Consider the following 16,370-nt stretch of genomic DNA (forward strand, 5'->3'; position numbering starts at 1 on the left):
AGGGCATCGGATGTTAGGTGTTCAGTTGGTGCAGGAACAGCGCTTCCGGCTGTCCATCACGCCGGAAATGAAGCAGTCCTTTCATTTGCTGACCTTGTCCGGTCAGGAACTGATTCGTTATTTGCAGGATGTCGCAGCGGATAATCCGCTTCTTGAACTGGAAGAGCAGTCCGTTTATTCTTTTAAGCCATCAAGAAGAAACAATCAGCAGGTGTATCCTTCCTATGACCCTCTGCTTCAAGCCAAAGGAACAGCGCCTACGCTGGAACAAATCCTTGCTTCGCAAATTCGCACGATGAAAATTCCGCATAGGCTGGAGAAAGTGGCGGTCTATTTGGCTGGATGTGTGAATGCTGATGGTTACTTGAAGGTTGAGCTATCTGAAGTACAGGTTGAGCTCGGATTGTCCATGAGCGAACTGAACGCAGGAATTGATTTGTTGCAGTCCCTGGACCCTCCGGGTGTAGGGGCGCGAAATCTGCAAGAATGTTTGCTGTTGCAGATTCAGCGTGACCCAGCAGCGATTCCTTATGCCGAGCGTATTGTGCGGGCAGGGCTGGAGGCGTTGGTTCCTTTTCATCCCGGGCGGACAGCAGGCAAGTATGGTATAACTTCGCGGGAAGCACAAGCAGCATACGAGTATATTACTCGTCTTGACCCTAAGCCTTGTCGATCGATAGGCTGTAATGAACGTGCACATTATATCGTCCCCGATGCTACTGTGGATATGGTTCATGGGGAAATGGTGCTCAAGCTGCTTGCAACAGGCAATCCGCGCGTAACCGTAAATGAAGCTTGCAACAACTGGATACAGGAGTCGTCTCCCGGTGAGATCTGGGTGACTCGGGCAGCTGAGGCGAGAGCCGTTATACGCGGTGTGCAACAGCGGCGCAGGACATTGTTACGTGTGATGACGGCCATTATGGAAGAGCAAAAGCGCTTTTTAAGTGAGGGCCCCGCTGCACTGGTGCCGCTTAATCTGGTTGCGATTGCTGAGAAAGTACAGATGCATGAATCAACAGTTAGTCGGGCCGTGAACGGAAAATATATATACACTCCGTATGGGGTTTACGAGGTTAAGGCTTTTTTCGATTCCGGTATTACGACCGTGTCTGGAGAGCAGACGTCTGCATCGGCTGTCAAACGGCGGCTGAAGGAAATCATTCGAACCGAGCAACTAAACAAGCCGTACTCAGATAGCCAATTATCTGCTCTCCTTGAAGGCGAGGGCATCATCATTTCTCGAAGAACCGTTGCGAAATACAGGGAGGAGCTTCGAATTCTGTCATCCCTGGAACGAAAACGCTGGGCTTGAAGTGTATACGTCTTATCACGTTAAGTCTGAACGACTCTTTATAAGTCTGAAATTTATCGCATCGAATTATACTTCAAATAGCCCCGTTATCCGTTGACTAACGGATAACGGGGCTTCTTTAGAATTTTCAATCTGAACTCATAAGATGAGTGTGTTTACATGCGCTCCATGTTACGCAGGAAATGTTCTCCGGCAATCCCCGGCGTGGTCATCTGTTCTGGATGTAGAATCTCTTCCAATTCTTCTGGAGTCAGCAAACCTCGCTCCAAGATGATTTCCTGCAGGGTCATGCCAGTTTTCAATGCTTCTTTTACAATTGAAGCCGCTACGTTATAACCAAGATGCGGGTTCAGAGCAGTCACGACACTGAAGCTTTGTTTCATAATTAACTCGCAGCGCTCACGATTGGCCTCCATCTCTTCCACAGCATACCGTGTGAAGACATCAATACCATTATTCATGATTTTCAGTGATTGTAACAGGTTGAATGCAATAACCGGTCCCATCACATTCAGCTCGAATTGTCCGGCTTCACAAGCCATGCAAATCGTGTGATCATTTCCCATGACCTGGAAGGAAACCTGATTGATTACCTCTGCCATGACCGGATTGACTTTCCCTGGCATAATGGAAGATCCAGGCTGACGTGGCGGCAGAAGCAGTTCATTAAGTCCGGCACGCGGGCCTGAAGCCATCATGCGGATGTCATTACAGATTTTGGACAGGCTGACGGCACATACTTTCAGTGCAGCTGAGAGTTCCAGGTACGCGTCTGTATTCTGTGTCGCGTCAACCAAATCATCTGCGGTCTGTAGCGGCAGGCCAGTCACCTCAGACAGATACTCGGTAACCTTGACGATATATTCCGGTTTGGCATTGAGTCCTGTACCTACAGCTGTTGCACCCATGTTGATCATAAGCATACGTTTATTGGCGAATTGAAGACGTTCAATATCCCGTCCAATCACGCGCGCATAAGCACCGAACTCTTGTCCAAGTCGGATAGGCACGGCGTCCTGTAGATGTGTACGTCCTACTTTGACAACATCGTTGAACTCAATCTCTTTTTTGTGAAAGGCTTCCTGTAGTTTTTTCATCGTGCCTAGCAGGGTCTCGGAGAGCTGATAAGCCGCAATGCGTAAGGCTGTTGGCACAACGTCATTGGTAGACTGAGACATGTTTACGTGGTTGTTCGGATTACAGTGGAAGTAGTCTCCCTTGTTTTTCGTTAACAGTTCAAGTCCGCGATTGGCCAAAATTTCGTTGATATTCATATTCATGGAGGTGCCTGCACCACCCTGAATGGAGTCTACAATAAAATGATCGAGATGATGGCCTTTCATCATTTCATCCGCTGCCATGATGATGACTTCCCCAATCTTGTTTGGGAGCATTTTCAGTTCCATGTTCGCCATCGCTGCCGCTTTTTTAACAGCAGCCAGTGCTGTAATCAGTTCGCGGTGAACCGGAACACCGGTAATCGGGAAGTTCTCTACAGCCCGCACCGTCTGAATTCCATAATACGCATAAGCTGGAATTTCTTTTTCGCCGATAAAATCTTTCTCCGTCCGTGTGGACATAGTAGACATCTCGTTCGCCTCCAGTGGCATCATAAAAATAGTTCGGCTCCAGCGTTGCTGAAGCGCACTCAGTATATCATTTAAGCAAAATAGATGCCAAGCTAAATGATTCTTTCATTGAAACCGATAATAATTTAAATTGGGGAATTTAAAATTTCATATCATGAATTACAGCTACAAGGGAGGGGTACCTAAGCTTGTCTTATTCATTATGAGCTTTATGGTATGAAAGTCATGCATGAACGATATGCAAAAGGTAAATAGAGCGTTTTCAGTGATATATGTCACATGAAATTTGGTACAAGATTGGTAAAATAGGAAAAAAGAACTACGGGGTGCGAACATGAAATGGACTTTAGGGGCGAAGACTGTCGCAGGTCTGGTACTAATTTCAATTATTACTTACGGAACTAGCGGCTTTTTTATTTTCTTTGTAAAAGATTGGATTTCGCTTGATATGCCAAACTGGCTGTACATATCTATCATTTTGCTTATGGGAGTATGTTGGAACGGGATTCTCGGCTGGATTGCTTCCCGCTATCTGACTCGTCCGATTGTTCAGCTGTCTCGTGCAGCGCAGCAGGTATCTTCCGGTGATCTCACCACGGAGATTCCGCAGCGCCGTACACAAGATGAGCTTACTGTATTATATGATGCGTTCAACGTAATGGTTTCTAATCTGAGAAGTATCGTGAACGATATTGCGGAAAGTACGCGGACAACCTCTCAGAACGCACAGTCATTGAGCGAAGCCATTACGCAGGCTGCAGAACAGATCGAGATGATGTCTGAGGCCGTGGATCATATTGCGGTTGGCGTAGAGGATCAGAAAGTGACTTCCCAGCATTCCCTGATTACCGCCGATGAGATGTTGAATGATTTTCAGAAAATGCAACATCAGTCTCTAGGTATGACCGAATTGTCTGGTAAGATGGAACGTTCGGTGGATCATACCAAAGAAACCTTCTCATCATTGATGAAAGGCATGGATGAACTGGCCGAGTCTCACAATCGTTCCCGTGATATTATGTTGCTCTTGGAGAAGGAAGCTTCCGATATTGAAGCGATTACGCAATCGGTCAAAAATATTGCTGAAGAAACAGGGTTACTCGCATTAAATGCTTCTATTGAAGCGGCGCGTGCAGGAGAAGAGGGCGCAGGATTTGCCGTTGTAGCGCAGCAGATTCGCAAACTTGCTGATGAGAGTAAAGATTCCGTTCATCGCATTAATGAACTGATCAGTCGTGTACAACAACGAATTCGGGAAACCGTGGAGCTGAGCCATGAACAGCATGGACTTGTTGTGAACGAATCAGAACGAACGGTTTCCGTTGATCAGACGTTGCTTGAATTGACAGGTACGGTTGAAGTGTTTATGCAAGGCGCTCATGATATTGGTTCCAAAATTGCTGAGCAGACAGGGCGTGTGGAGAAAACGCATGGTCATGTGAAGAAGATCCAGGGGAAAGCCGGATCCTTCTCTGATGAAGCGAAGCGCATCATGGATGCCGCGCATGAGGAGACCGCAATCATGGAGGAGATATCCTCTTCTGCAGAAGAGTTGAGACAGTTAACAGATCGATTACTCGATAAAACTAAAGCATTCCGGATGCAGTCTTGAGCTGCTTCCGGAGTGTTTTTTATTTTCCGGGAAATTAGGGCGTATCTTGAAAGCTAATCAGTTTTTCAGGCAAGCCCTAGCTTATTATGGTAAAAGACGAACGTTTTTTCGTGTGATTGAAGATTTGTAAAGAATTTTTAAGAAAGATTAACAAAATTGCAACGCGCGGGCGATAAATGAAGATATAATAGGATTATCACAACAGAAGAAGGAGCCCAGTATATTGAAAACTTGGACAGGTATCCTGCTGATGATTATTTTGGCGGTGGCCACACTTTCAGTAACTTCAACTGCCAAAACGACAAATGAGTCGCAACAACAGCTTAATATAGATGAATCATCCAGCCAGGCCACAGCGGTCGAGGCTTCCTATATAGATCGAATGAATGATGCACTGAACAGCAACAAAGATATGATGCCGATTAAAGCAGATGATGTTTCCGTAGCTCCAGAAAATAAGGATGTTCGAGTGTACCCAATGAGTATTGGGGGCTCGGGATATATATATAATGGCCTCGTGGTTGAGGCAAACGGCAAAAAACGTGAATTTAGTGATTGGAGAGCAGAGGGGGGATCGTACAAACCAGAAGTACATGAACTGGATTTAAACGGTGATGGTAAAAAAGAGATTGTGGTGTTGTATTCAGAAGGACACGGCACCGGAATTTATCTGGGTCAGGCACACATTCTTGATCCGCTTTCGCTGGATGTAATGAAAATGCAGACTCTGGATGAGATTGTGAAAGAACATGTGGATTCCAAAGTTACGGTAACCTCCGACCAGATCGAGATTGGGGTGACTTTAAATGGGGTTCCAGCCGAGTCCTCTAATGTGGAGAAGGGAGCAGGAGATGTTCTGTATCATGAGAAGTTACAATTTGGTCGTGTAACTTATTATAGCGTGGAGGATAACAAGCTTGTTGTCTCTACATCGGGTGCATATGGCGAAGGGGTTTATGCGGGCGATTTAACGTTTTCTTATGTGTTTCAGAATGGAGAGTGGAAAGCGAACGACTTGAAATATAATACGGAAGTATACGAAGAAGAGTACTATGAATCATTTGATTGAGCTAAAGGGCGTTCTTGTGCTGCAGCACGAGGTCTTAGATGTAAATACCAAATAAAATATAGGACATGCCATGGCAAGCGTGACCATTGGATGGGGCTGAAAAAAAAGGAGTGACTACAGCCTCATTTTGTGCTGTCTGGAAATAAAAAAAGTTGCGGAAAAATGCTGAAAACAATTGACATTCACGCTTTAGTCGTTTAAATGTATAAAGGACAACTCATTTAAACGTCTGGGAGGGAATTTGATGAAGAAAAAGGTCGTACTTGGTTTGATGGTGGGCACATTGACACTCGGTATTGGTACAGGTGCACTGGCAGCTACAGGTTTGGAGCAAATCAAAGCATATCTCAACAGCAAAATCACCCTGAAATTAAATGGTGAGACAGTGACAGCCAAGGATGCCAATGGCAAGACGGTACTTCCGATCACATATAACGGAACCACATATCTGCCGGTTCGTGCAGTAGGTACGTTGCTTGGAACAGAGATCAATTATGACGGTGCAACTTCATCCGTCCTCATCGGTGGAACGAATGGATCTGCGCCCGTAACCAACGGAAAAGTAACGCTGAGTGCACTTGGAACATCCGTACTGGGTTCTACCGCTTGGCACACCAAAGATCCTAAGGATACCACATACAAAGGCAAGGATTACAAGGATGTCTATCTGCATAATGACCCTGCGAAGCAGGGAAAAGATATCCAGATCAATACGGGTAAAAAGTATTCTTCTCTGCACTTGGAACTTGCCGCGCTCAAAGGAAATCAGGAGATTCATATTTATGATCAGGATCTCGCGACGCTTAAAAAATTTAACATCACTCCGGAAAGCGGTATGATGAGTCTTGATGTGGATGTTAAAGGCACAGACGCTGTATATGTCGAGATTGTATCCGAAGATCCAGGTTCAGCCTTGTTTGTACCGCTTACAACATCGTATCTGACCAAATAAGACAGACTACGTTAAACTAGCTAATAAAAAACGATGATTCACCAGGCATCCTCTGACTCAAGTTTTGAATACAGAGTTGTGTGGTGATCATCGTTTTATTTTCATTTCATTGAAGATTCAATGGTGACTTACCCGATAGTCACGAACATTAGCGGATCATGGTATCCAGCGGTTTCAGGTTTGCTTCGATCTCAGCACGGCGTCCTTCCAGGAATGGAGGTAACGCCAGTGATTCTCCAAGTGTGGCGAAGTCCTCATCCGTATCAAATCCCGGGCCATCTGTCGCAAGCTCAAACAGAATGCCGTTAGCTTCACGGAAGTACAGGGAACGGAAGTAGAAGCGATCTACAAAACCGGAGCTTGGGAATCGGAACTGATGTACTCGGTCAACCCATTGTCTTAATTCTTCCTCATTGTCTACACGGAAGGCCACGTGGTGAACACTGCCGCGTCCTGGCCGTTCTTGCTCTAGATCATTGCGTTCCTCCAAATGAACTTCTGAACCGCTACCACCTTCACCAGATTCAAACACAAGTACATCAGGTTGACCTGGAGTAAACGCGGGGTAGCTGCCTTTTGCTCTAAACCCAAGCAATTCGGTGAGAACAGGTGTAGTGAGTGACGCATCCCGCACAGTCAGATGAATTGGGCCGAGTCCAATGATGCCATACTCCGCTGGCACAGGGCTTCGATCCCAAGGTTTACCCCCGGCGACACCCGAGTTATGTTCATCAGAAACGAGAATCAGCCGCATACCTTCAAAGTCTGTAAATGCCAGTGTTGCACGGCCTCCACGTTGCACAATCTCGCCGTGAGTTACTTCATATTCATCGAAGCGCTGTGCCCAATACGCAAGAGCTGCATCACTTGGCACACGAAGTGAGGTGGCAGAGATGCTGTTTACACCTTCACGTGTGCGTCCAGCCATTGGAATTTCGAAGAAGGTGAGCTCTGTGCCGGGATTTCCTTTCTCATCTCCATAGAACAGGTGATAGACCGAAACGTCATCCTGATTGACCGTTTTTTTGATCAGACGAAGGCCTATGATGTCCGTATAGAAACGGTAGTTTTGATCGGCATGCGCGGTAAGCGCGGATACGTGGTGAAGTCCTTTGATTAACATAATATGTTCCTCCTAGATAGAGATAAAGTTGAAGTCTTATGAACGTTCCTTAAATGTACTAGATCGCTAATGTTTTAAATAACAAGTCAGGGTAAGGAGTTAAGTTCGACTAGTATCAATTCAATATTAAAGTTACTAACTTTTTGTATGTTTATTTCTTGGTTTTATCTTAACATAAAGATATTTAAAATACAATACTTATTTGAATGAAGCTGGACAGGTATAGTGATCAGTGGCAGAATGAAAAAAGTTACCAATCGCGTTATAAGAAGTTACCTCTGTTAACCGGAAAAGGAGAGAAGAAAAGGCATGGCCTATCCACCTTGGCTTGACCCGTATGATGCAGAGCCTTTTGCGGCATTCTCGACTTCACATATTGCATCGATGATCATTATTTTTGTACTTGTTATTCTGTTATTTCTTTTTAGGCATCGTCTTCGTTTCATGTCTGAACGTTCAGGCAGGACCGTACGCATCGGTTTGGCAGGATTCATGGTAAGTTGTGAGATTGTACTGCAAATCTGGTATGTGTATGGAGGAATTTGGAGTCTGCAGACATCGCTACCGCTGGAGCTGTGCAGTCTGTCGTTATTATTATCAGCGTTGTTATTACTGACACGCCAAAAATGGTTATTTTCTGCCTTGCTTTTTTCAGGTATTGCAGGTGCTCTGATGGCTATAATTACGCCGAATCTTGGTTATGCTTTTGCTCATTTCCGCTTCATTCAATTCTTTGTTGCACATGCGATGATCATTCTTGCTCTTCTCTATATGACTTGGGTGGAACAATTTCGTCCTGGATGGAGATCTGTTGCAGGCTCCATGATATTTGTAAACATTGCTGCGCTCATGGTATACGGTTTGGATGTGTTGCTCGATGCGAATTATATGTTCCTGAGACATAAACCGGGCACACCGTCTGTGTTAGATATGCTTGGGCCTTATCCGGTCTACATTCTCGGAGAAGAGATTCTGGCTCTGGTGTTATTCTCCTTGTTGTACCTTATGCTCTTTGCGATTCCTGAGTGGCTGAAACGTATCAGTGGCAAAAAGGAAAAGCAGCCGCAGACGTATTCCAAAAACTAAGTTTCCTGAATCCGAGTTTTAATTAAGATAACCCGCAAACATTCTGATCATCCAGAAAATTTGCGGGTTTGTTATATTTCTGTCATCGGAGTGGGGTGTAAATAAGCTCATCCACGCAGAAGGGATTCGGCACCATCCACGTAGATACGTGTGCCTGTTACATGTGAGGCTTCATCTGAAGCGAGGAACAGTACCAGATTGGCGACTTGCTCCGATGTTCCTGGTTCACCTTTGAGTGGGTGCTCATGTCCCTCAGGAAACTCCACTGGAATCTGAACATCTTTCAGATCATCCGATGGATACGTATTGTCATCAATGTTGGTATCGATCGCTCCTGGGCAGACGGCGTTGACACGAATCTTGTAACGAGCCAGCTCCAGTGCCGCCATTTTGGTGAAAGCCGTTTGACCTGCTTTGCTGGAAGCGTATGCAGAAAATCCGATGCCGGAGAATACCCGGTTGCCATTAATGGAACTCGTAATGATAATACTGCCGCCGCGCTCTTTCAGATGAGGGATGGCATACTTCACTGTTGCAAACGTGCCACGCATGTTAATCTCCATCGTCTGATCCCAATCTTCGATTTTCATCGTTTCAATTGGAGCCATGGCGCCATTAATTCCTGCATTAGCAAAAACGATATCCAGCTTGCCTGCTTCGGTTGCCGCCTGGTTGATAGCTTTCTCTACATGTTCCGGCTTGGAGATATCACATTCAATCACATAAGCTTCGCCCCCGGCTTTTTCGATGATCTGTTTCGTTTCCTCTGCGTTCTCGGGTGTACGATCTAACATGTATACTTTGGCCCCTTGCTCGGCGAATCGAATGGCAGAGGCCTGACCAATACCGGAGCCGCCTCCAGTAACAATTGCTACTTTACCTTCCAAACGTTGTTCAGCCATTCATTGATCCCTCCATGTATGAATTGTCCTTGAACACTCTACTTCTAAATACCCGACATGGGGGAGGTGAATCATATGTGCTCATATTAAAAACAGGGCCTCAGCTGGGCCCTGCTTTGTTCAGAAATTATAGTATGAAAATAATCTCATGAAGTAAGATTAGCTTCATACGTTTCATTCGTATAACTTGTATCATAGGATGTATGGACAGCTTGATGTGACCACTTAATCTCTTGGTTACTTATGTTTCTTCCAGTCCATGGAGCTATTGTTCAGCAGATACTCAAAGTCATTGTCCCGGCGCTTCTGTTCCGCCTTACGAGCTTCCTCTGCCTGTAAACGCTCCTGCTCTTTGCGCTGTGCTTCAGCAGCTTTGGCTTCGTCAGCTTGCGCTTTCAGTTTCTCGAGCACATCACTGCTCAGTAAATCTTTCAGCGTGGTCGGTTGGTCCTGATTTTGATTCTGAGCCTTGGGTGCTGGAGTATGTCTTTTGGATTTAGCCACTTGGAAAATCTCCTTTCAAAAACATGAATCATCATCCATATCATTATTGTAGTCATAGTATATCAGGTTCGTGTTGCGCATTCCATGAAGTTGCAGAGCACATGCAGGAAAAAGGGCATGTCACGGCGAATGAAGACAGGTATAAAACCATATAATGGTACCGATACTACGACTATTCCCTGAAGAAAGGAGTCGTTGTTCATGGAGGCAAACCGTAGTTTGTTGAAAGGGCTTGCATGGGGGATGGCTTTTAGTTTCCCACTGTGGATTGCGGTTATCGGGTGGCTGAATTTATTGGGATGGATACATTGAGGTGTTATCCGAGACCGAAAAAGAGTTTTGAACCAGTCATTTATGTAAACGTTATCATTAAATAAGCTCTGTTCTGCGCCAAATGCACAGGACAGAGCTTTTGTTTGTTCTTAGAAGAGGGTTACTTTTTCTCCTCTGTAATCTTCACAGGTTCAGGATATTCCAGTCCGTGTGTATCAACGGTTACTTTCTTCATGACTTGGTCCGTAACCGGCTTGTCACCTTCGCCAATTTGCTGTGCTGCAATTCCATCAACTACGTCCATTCCTTCGGTCACTTTACCAAAAGTCGCATAAGAGTTATCCAAATAATCAGCATCAGCCAGCATAATGAAGAACTGAGATCCGGCAGAATCGAGATTGTCAGATTTGCGTGCCATGGAGAGTATCCCACGGGTATGCTTCAGATGGTTTTTATGACCGTTAGAGGTGAATTCACCTTTGATCGCATAACCTGGTCCGCCTGAACCATTGCCGTTCGGATCACCGCCTTGAATCATAAAGCCCGGAATAACCCGATGGAAGATCAGGCCATCATAAAAGCCTTTGTTCGCCAGGGAGATGAAATTGTACACCGTATTGGGGGCGATCTCAGGATACAACTCAATGACGATCTTCTGTCCGTTCTGCATCTCAATCGTGGCTACAGGATTAGCACCCTCTGGTGGTGCTGGAACCGGAGTTTGCGTAGCATTGCTTGCCGGGCGTACGCATCCGCTCATAACGATCAACAGCATCGCAAACACAAGCGAGACTGCGGTTGTTTTTTTCCACCGTAAAGACATGAATATGTTCCTCCTTGGTTCGTTGTTATAACGAGTTTCATCCAATATAGTTTGGTGAATTCTTCAACTATCATACCGTTTCTTGGCTCAGAATGGCAATGCAAGCCATGTTAATTCGGTGAACTGGGGATGGTCATCATGAGAGCATGGGTGTAAAATAAGGAAAATGCTTCCGCATCAGGGGGACGTACGGGTCTGATCCGTCCGCTCCAAACACGGCAGTCCCGGCGTCAGTTACGGAAAGGACGGGCGGGTATATGAACTTCTCGTGGAAGCGTAATCTGATCATTTTATGGATCGGTGTCTTTTTTTGCAGTACGGCGTATTCCATTTCGATTCCGTTTCTTCCCTTATTTCTAAGCAGTGATCTGGGTGTTCGCAATCATCTGGAATTCTGGTCAGGACTTTCTTTTGGCATTACTTTTCTTGCAAGCGCTATTGTATCACCCTTCTGGGGATCATTAGCCGATAAATATGGGCGCAAGCCGATGTTAATTCGTTCAGGGTACAGCTTGGCTGTCCTGTATCTGATTAATTTTTTTGTACAAGATCCGTATTCACTGATTGTGGTTCGACTGTTCCAAGGATTGCTTGCCGGATTTGTTCCTGCGGCGATTGCTCTTGTGGGCACGAACACACCTGAAGAGAAGACTGGATATGCTTTGGGCATTATGTCCACTGCTGGAGCTACAGGGGGGATTATCGGTCCGCTGATCGGCGGGTTTGTCAGCCACTATTATGGCAACCGCAGTGCGTTTCTATTTTCGGCGATAGTCGTGCTGGTGTCCGCAATCATTGCAACCTTCTGGGTCAAGGAAGAGAATTTTAATCGTAACAAGGCACGTTCGCATGTTATGGATGATATCCGTGAAGCGAGAGCGAATCGTGTGTTTGTCACCGTGCTTGGTATGATGGGCATCTGTACTTTGTCTGTCATGATTCTGGAGCCGCTATTAACGGTATATGTCATGGAGATGGGAGTTCAGCCTGATCGGGCTTCCTTAAGCTCAGGGATTATTTTCTCGGCGGTAGGGGTTGCGACGGTCATTATGGCTCCGCGCTGGGGCAAGCTTGGATCAAGGATCGGTTTTGGAAAAGTGCTGGTAATCGGACTCATTGGCGGCGCGGTGGGCAATCTGTTGCAGTTTTTTACAACAGGTTACGTTGCATTTGGCATTTTGAGATTTGTCTACGGACTCTTTTTTGCGGCCGTGTTTCCTGCGATCAATGCGATGATTGTACAGGTGACTGAACCGGCATTTCGGGGACGTGCATTTAGTCTGAACCAGTCCGCAGCCCAGATCGGAACGATGGCAGGGCCGATTATCGGCGGTGTCCTTGGCGGCTGGCTGCCGATTCGCTGGATATTTATCATTAATGGCCTTGCGCTTCTGGCTACTGCTATTGTGGTCAAGTGGTCCAGGTTGGAGCACAAGCTCCCCGGAGTGGCTAAGCCAGTGGAGAAGTGAACCTTGCAATGGCAATGGTGACTGGAGAGAACTGCGTTTAGCTATAGATTTTGGATTCAGGTTTTTGAAAGAAACGTTAAAAGTATGGGAAGAAGATGACGCTGGAAATGCAATTGTCATCTTCTTTTCTGTGTAAGCTAGAGCAAGCTTTGAAGAGAAAATAAAAGAAACCCCTTGTTGAGGGGGCTTCCAGCATCACTTTATTACATTCAGCGCAACGTTTACGCATACCGATCTGCAAATCAGTTCATGAGGTTACTCGGAGGTCTGTTCGTCGGGAATGGCATGTTTGACCGCATCGCGCTGATCTTCATCTTCCAGTGCATCAGGAAAAGAATCTTCTGTAAAGAGGCCAAAATCAGGATCGATATCCCGCTCGGTAACAAGGTTCTTATTTTCTTTAACCTGTTCTTCCTCATTGTTTTTGGTCATGTCAGCACCTCCTATTGTCAGAATACGCAAAACAAGACATCTACTAACGCGGAGGCAAGATATTCTGCTGTGGTTTAGCGTCAGCTCCAGCCCCGTTTAACAGATCTGTACCATGCAGGGCATCGGGGTCGGGTGCGGCAGGATCAACCGGGCTGCCCGGTTGCACCAGATCTGCATCGGGTACGGATTCCAGTGGAGTTTCCGCCAAGCGGGATTCCAAACCTTCTTCGTCTACAGCAGATGCAGGTGGAAGCTCCGATTCTTCCATTTCAATTTCAATGCGACGCCCAGAAACTTCATCAAAGGTATCCATGTCGCCTTCGGGTACTTCGGTTTCAGGCGGAATATCACGGGACCTCTGGTAACGGTCATAATAGCGTTCACTTTCCACGTTGCTAATGGGTTTATCAGACATCATCAGCACTTCCTTTCATAATTTGTTTATAGTACAACGAATTCAAACAAGGTAATGCCATCATTTCAGCATTTTATCGTCATTCCAAGCATGATATTGTCCCCGTAAACAGACCAGATTATGTCAGGAATTCGTTAAAATTTCGGGAATACATATTTCACAAGGAAGTAGAGAAATCCAAAAAAGATAATGATATATGCGGCATATTTAATAAATGTAGAGGCGACCATACTTGAATCCGATTTGTGTTGTACATCCTTATGTTCAACTTCTACCGTGCGGTGAGGCTCATTCATCATAATCATCTCCTTGTTTAAGTGAGTTTTGCTTTGAAAAACCATTACACATGATCCACTGGATTGAATCGCGCCAGCCGTTTTTCCAGCATTTCTTGTTTTTCCTATGTTATGATGAAGCATGACTACTCAAGGAGGGGTGCAACGTGGACTGGTACACATTAGGCAATATGATCACACGTATTCGGATCGGACAGAAAGCGTCCACACCTGGATTTTCTCGTACAGTCATTCGTCGTCCGGATGGATTGTTCTGGGTTGGCGGTATATGGTCTGGACAGGTTGTTCAGTTACGTGATTTTTTGTTCTCTGATATATGGACCATTTACGATGATGAAGAAACGGAGCAGTGGTTGGAGTTTCGTACGAAAGTGGAACAGAAGGAACGTGAAATGATCGAAAACCAGTTTGAGGACTTGCGAAATTAACGGCTTTTATAACAATAAAATGGAAAAAAGACTATAAATCTACTTATATGTGAATTTTAAATTTGTGTAAGAAGGTGACATGATAAACGGTGGCGAATTGATAGGGTGAGGGAGAAATGAAGAAGCGAAAATAAAAACTTTGAGGTGCTGTGAATGAGAAATGTGCCCAAAGCTATTATCATCTTGTGGATGACGATATGCACGATTCTGTGTATGCCGCATGGACTCGTGCTTGCCGCACCAGAAGAGATTCGGCAGCCTGTAGCCATTACAGGATGGGAAGTGAAATGGGGGAACGCTGGAGATCAGGGCTTCATTAGTGAGGTTATGGGCCAGGATGAAATATGGGAGAAACGTAGTGTTGAGCGAATTGTAGACAGTACGAAAGAACCATCAGGTTCTTTGTGGACACGTTTGACAATTCCCCGTTTGCATGACGGAAGTTCAGCGATTCGTTTCGAAAATATTAAAGGCACTCATATTGTGATCTATCTTGAAGATCGGAAAGTATATGAGAATTACCATTATAATTACGACAATAATGCCGTTTTTTTACCGCTATCTGCAGAAAATTCGGGTAGTACACTCTATGTTTGGGCGCAAAATGAGAGAGGATGGTTGGGCATTCAAGGTGATGTCCAGGTCGGGCCATATGCCATGTTGCAGGAGAAGTATCTCCATAATGGGTTAATGGATATCATTTTGGGTTCAACTTTTGTATTTACCTCGCTTATTATGCTGAGTTGCACATTTTTTCTGGGTCAGTTTCATAAAGGACTATGGATATCACTGTGTGTCGTGATGGGTTCCATCGGGACAATGGTGATCACTTATTCTCAATTCTTGTACACTTTCTATCAAGTGTATGGGGACCTGTATTCTATTCTGTTTGATTTGGCCATGTTACTCGGAATGCCTGCACTTTGTTATTTCTTTGAACAAGTTATTGGCCCCGGTGTACACGGGATATTCACCAAATTAAGGAAGGCTCAATGGGCCTATTCCATCGTTTCTGTGTTTTCATTGTTTGTATATGTAGTATCGGGTGGGCAATGGGATCTATTGTACAGTCTTCTTGTACAGCATGTGGTGGGCTTTATACTGGTTATTGTGCTGACCATCCTGCTGGTTGGTACGATAGCCCGGGCGCTACAACGTAACCGTGAAGCGATCCTGTTAGCAGTTGGTTTCGGCACCTTTTCGTTGATTAGTGTCATGGAACTTCTTTGGTACTATCAGCGAAGCGGGGCATATCACCTGCTCTGGTGGAAGTGGTCGATGGTTGCATTTGTCATCTCATTGATTGCTATTCTTGGTAGCCGGTTTGCTGAAAAACATAACAAAGTGTTAGAGTACTCCAAGGAACTGGAACTATTCAACAACGAGTTGCAGCGATCTGAAAAAATGGAAATCATTAGCGAACTTGCCGCTTCAGTTGCTCACGAGGTACGTAACCCGCTTCAGGTGACGAGAGGGTTTCTTCAACTTATGACAGAGCAGGAAGATAACAAGAACAAAGGATATGTACGTATTGCATTGGAAGAACTCGACCGGGCTTCCGGTATTATTACGGATTTTCTGACTTTTGCAAAACCGGAATTTGATCACATTATTTCATTGAATATTTCAGATGAATTTGATCATATCGAAGGTATACTGGTACCGATGGCCAATCTGGAAGGTGGAAAAATTACAACGGATATCCCGCCTAATATTTATATTCGAGGAAATTCTTCGAAGTTCAAGCAGGCCTTTATCAACATTATTAAAAATAGTATTGAGGCGTTTCAGGGAGGACAAGGTCAGATTGATATCTGGGCATACTCACAGGATGGCAAAGTTAAAGTGCATGTCAGAGATAATGGTGAAGGGATGAGTGAGGAAGCCTTGTCCCGACTGGGAGAACCGTATTTCTCTAATAAAATCAAAGGCACTGGGCTAGGTATGATGGTTACCTTCCGCATCGTGGAAGCGATGAATGGACAGATCAGTTTTACAAGCACAAAAGGGGTAGGAACAGAAGCTGTTGTATCTTTTCCCGAGTTCGTTAAATGATGGACTCGGGGAGGATATCCAGTTTAA

Annotated in this window: 16 protein-coding genes; 8 read left to right on the forward strand and 8 right to left on the reverse strand. The window is 45.2% G+C overall.

Translation table 11 applies throughout. The annotated features are described in order from the left end of the window. Window positions 1-10: 10 nt before the first annotated feature. Window positions 11-1,315, forward strand: a complete 1,305-nt coding sequence (rpoN, locus tag MHI38_RS22200; RefSeq protein WP_154960567.1) for an RNA polymerase factor sigma-54 — start codon at window positions 11-13, stop codon at window positions 1,313-1,315. A 155-nt stretch (window positions 1,316-1,470) separates the two neighbouring features. Here rpoN and MHI38_RS22205 read toward each other — a convergent pair whose 3' ends face one another. Further along, on the reverse strand, window positions 1,471-2,904 hold the full coding sequence (locus tag MHI38_RS22205) for an aspartate ammonia-lyase (RefSeq protein WP_154960566.1): 1,434 nt from the start codon (window positions 2,902-2,904) through the stop codon (window positions 1,471-1,473). 334 nt (window positions 2,905-3,238) lie between these two features. On the opposite strand from MHI38_RS22205, the gene MHI38_RS22210 reads away from it, so the two are divergent. The 3 genes from MHI38_RS22210 to MHI38_RS22220 all read left to right on the forward strand — a co-directional run bounded on the left by MHI38_RS22210 (window position 3,239) and on the right by MHI38_RS22220 (window position 6,537). Continuing rightward, a complete protein-coding gene (locus MHI38_RS22210; protein WP_341181694.1) occupies window positions 3,239-4,516 on the forward strand; it encodes a methyl-accepting chemotaxis protein in 1,278 nt (425 codons plus the stop codon). A gap of 223 nt (window positions 4,517-4,739) precedes the next feature. Then, window positions 4,740-5,585 (forward strand): hypothetical protein, encoded by an 846-nt coding sequence (locus MHI38_RS22215; RefSeq protein ID WP_341181695.1) that lies wholly within the window; start codon window positions 4,740-4,742, stop codon window positions 5,583-5,585. A gap of 244 nt (window positions 5,586-5,829) precedes the next feature. Next, window positions 5,830-6,537, forward strand: a complete 708-nt coding sequence (locus tag MHI38_RS22220) for a stalk domain-containing protein (RefSeq protein ID WP_154960564.1) — start codon at window positions 5,830-5,832, stop codon at window positions 6,535-6,537. Between the two features lie 148 nt (window positions 6,538-6,685). On the opposite strand, the gene MHI38_RS22225 is transcribed toward MHI38_RS22220, so the two are convergent. Further along, the gene (locus tag MHI38_RS22225) at window positions 6,686-7,660 is read right to left on the reverse strand and encodes a ring-cleaving dioxygenase (RefSeq protein WP_341181696.1); all 975 of its coding nucleotides are present in this window, start codon (window positions 7,658-7,660) and stop codon (window positions 6,686-6,688) included. Window positions 7,661-7,969: 309 nt separating this feature from the next. On the opposite strand from MHI38_RS22225, the gene MHI38_RS22230 reads away from it, so the two are divergent. Next, complete coding sequence (locus MHI38_RS22230) at window positions 7,970-8,746, forward strand: YwaF family protein (protein WP_341181697.1); 777 nt, start codon at window positions 7,970-7,972, stop codon at window positions 8,744-8,746. Between the two features lie 107 nt (window positions 8,747-8,853). On the opposite strand, the gene MHI38_RS22235 is transcribed toward MHI38_RS22230, so the two are convergent. The 3 genes from MHI38_RS22235 to MHI38_RS22245 form a co-directional block, all read right to left on the reverse strand. Continuing rightward, window positions 8,854-9,648 (reverse strand): SDR family oxidoreductase, encoded by a 795-nt coding sequence (locus MHI38_RS22235; protein ID WP_154890757.1) that lies wholly within the window; start codon window positions 9,646-9,648, stop codon window positions 8,854-8,856. Between the two features lie 237 nt (window positions 9,649-9,885). After that, a complete protein-coding gene (locus MHI38_RS22240; protein WP_341181698.1) occupies window positions 9,886-10,152 on the reverse strand; it encodes a YqkE family protein in 267 nt (88 codons plus the stop codon). Window positions 10,153-10,585: 433 nt separating this feature from the next. Then, window positions 10,586-11,248, reverse strand: a complete 663-nt coding sequence (locus tag MHI38_RS22245) for a peptidylprolyl isomerase (RefSeq protein WP_154960560.1) — start codon at window positions 11,246-11,248, stop codon at window positions 10,586-10,588. 257 nt (window positions 11,249-11,505) lie between these two features. Here MHI38_RS22245 and MHI38_RS22250 point away from each other — a divergent pair, with 257 nt between their 5' ends. After that, window positions 11,506-12,717 carry an MFS transporter gene (locus MHI38_RS22250; RefSeq protein ID WP_341181699.1) on the forward strand — a complete coding sequence of 404 codons (1,212 nt, stop codon included), beginning with the start codon at window positions 11,506-11,508 and terminating at the stop codon, window positions 12,715-12,717. Between the two features lie 255 nt (window positions 12,718-12,972). Here MHI38_RS22250 and MHI38_RS22255 read toward each other — a convergent pair whose 3' ends face one another. The 3 genes from MHI38_RS22255 to MHI38_RS22265 form a co-directional block, all read right to left on the reverse strand. After that, window positions 12,973-13,149, reverse strand: a complete 177-nt coding sequence (locus MHI38_RS22255) for a hypothetical protein (RefSeq protein ID WP_186809741.1) — start codon at window positions 13,147-13,149, stop codon at window positions 12,973-12,975. Window positions 13,150-13,192: 43 nt separating this feature from the next. Further along, window positions 13,193-13,564 carry a hypothetical protein gene (locus tag MHI38_RS22260; RefSeq protein WP_341181700.1) on the reverse strand — a complete coding sequence of 124 codons (372 nt, stop codon included), beginning with the start codon at window positions 13,562-13,564 and terminating at the stop codon, window positions 13,193-13,195. Window positions 13,565-13,698: 134 nt separating this feature from the next. Then, window positions 13,699-13,860, reverse strand: a complete 162-nt coding sequence (locus MHI38_RS22265; protein WP_017690239.1) for a hypothetical protein — start codon at window positions 13,858-13,860, stop codon at window positions 13,699-13,701. A gap of 146 nt (window positions 13,861-14,006) precedes the next feature. On the opposite strand from MHI38_RS22265, the gene MHI38_RS22270 reads away from it, so the two are divergent. Both MHI38_RS22270 and MHI38_RS22275 read left to right on the forward strand, forming a co-directional pair. Continuing rightward, complete coding sequence (locus tag MHI38_RS22270) at window positions 14,007-14,288, forward strand: hypothetical protein (protein ID WP_090917871.1); 282 nt, start codon at window positions 14,007-14,009, stop codon at window positions 14,286-14,288. 153 nt (window positions 14,289-14,441) lie between these two features. Further along, window positions 14,442-16,343: a HAMP domain-containing sensor histidine kinase gene (locus tag MHI38_RS22275; RefSeq protein ID WP_341181701.1), complete on the forward strand. Its 1,902-nt coding sequence runs from the start codon at window positions 14,442-14,444 to the stop codon at window positions 16,341-16,343. Window positions 16,344-16,370 lie beyond the last annotated feature (27 nt).

The organism is Paenibacillus sp. FSL K6-1558 (genome assembly GCF_038002565.1).
Classification (GTDB): domain Bacteria; phylum Bacillota; class Bacilli; order Paenibacillales; family Paenibacillaceae; genus Paenibacillus; species Paenibacillus polysaccharolyticus.

Coding starts and splice junctions, on each gene's coding strand:
- rpoN (WP_154960567.1), top strand. CDS start 11: ATGTTAGGTGTTCAGTTGGTGCAGGAACAGCGCTTCCGGCTGTCCATC.
- MHI38_RS22205 (WP_154960566.1), bottom strand. CDS start 2,904: ATGTCTACTATGTCCACACGGACGGAGAAAGATTTTATCGGCGAAAAA.
- MHI38_RS22210 (WP_341181694.1), top strand. CDS start 3,239: ATGAAATGGACTTTAGGGGCGAAGACTGTCGCAGGTCTGGTACTAATT.
- MHI38_RS22220 (WP_154960564.1), top strand. CDS start 5,830: ATGAAGAAAAAGGTCGTACTTGGTTTGATGGTGGGCACATTGACACTC.
- MHI38_RS22225 (WP_341181696.1), bottom strand. CDS start 7,660: ATGTTAATCAAAGGACTTCACCACGTATCCGCGCTTACCGCGCATGCC.
- MHI38_RS22230 (WP_341181697.1), top strand. CDS start 7,970: ATGGCCTATCCACCTTGGCTTGACCCGTATGATGCAGAGCCTTTTGCG.
- MHI38_RS22235 (WP_154890757.1), bottom strand. CDS start 9,648: ATGGCTGAACAACGTTTGGAAGGTAAAGTAGCAATTGTTACTGGAGGC.
- MHI38_RS22245 (WP_154960560.1), bottom strand. CDS start 11,248: ATGTCTTTACGGTGGAAAAAAACAACCGCAGTCTCGCTTGTGTTTGCG.
- MHI38_RS22250 (WP_341181699.1), top strand. CDS start 11,506: ATGAACTTCTCGTGGAAGCGTAATCTGATCATTTTATGGATCGGTGTC.
- MHI38_RS22255 (WP_186809741.1), bottom strand. CDS start 13,149: ATGACCAAAAACAATGAGGAAGAACAGGTTAAAGAAAATAAGAACCTT.
- MHI38_RS22260 (WP_341181700.1), bottom strand. CDS start 13,564: ATGTCTGATAAACCCATTAGCAACGTGGAAAGTGAACGCTATTATGAC.
- MHI38_RS22265 (WP_017690239.1), bottom strand. CDS start 13,860: ATGAATGAGCCTCACCGCACGGTAGAAGTTGAACATAAGGATGTACAA.
- MHI38_RS22275 (WP_341181701.1), top strand. CDS start 14,442: ATGAGAAATGTGCCCAAAGCTATTATCATCTTGTGGATGACGATATGC.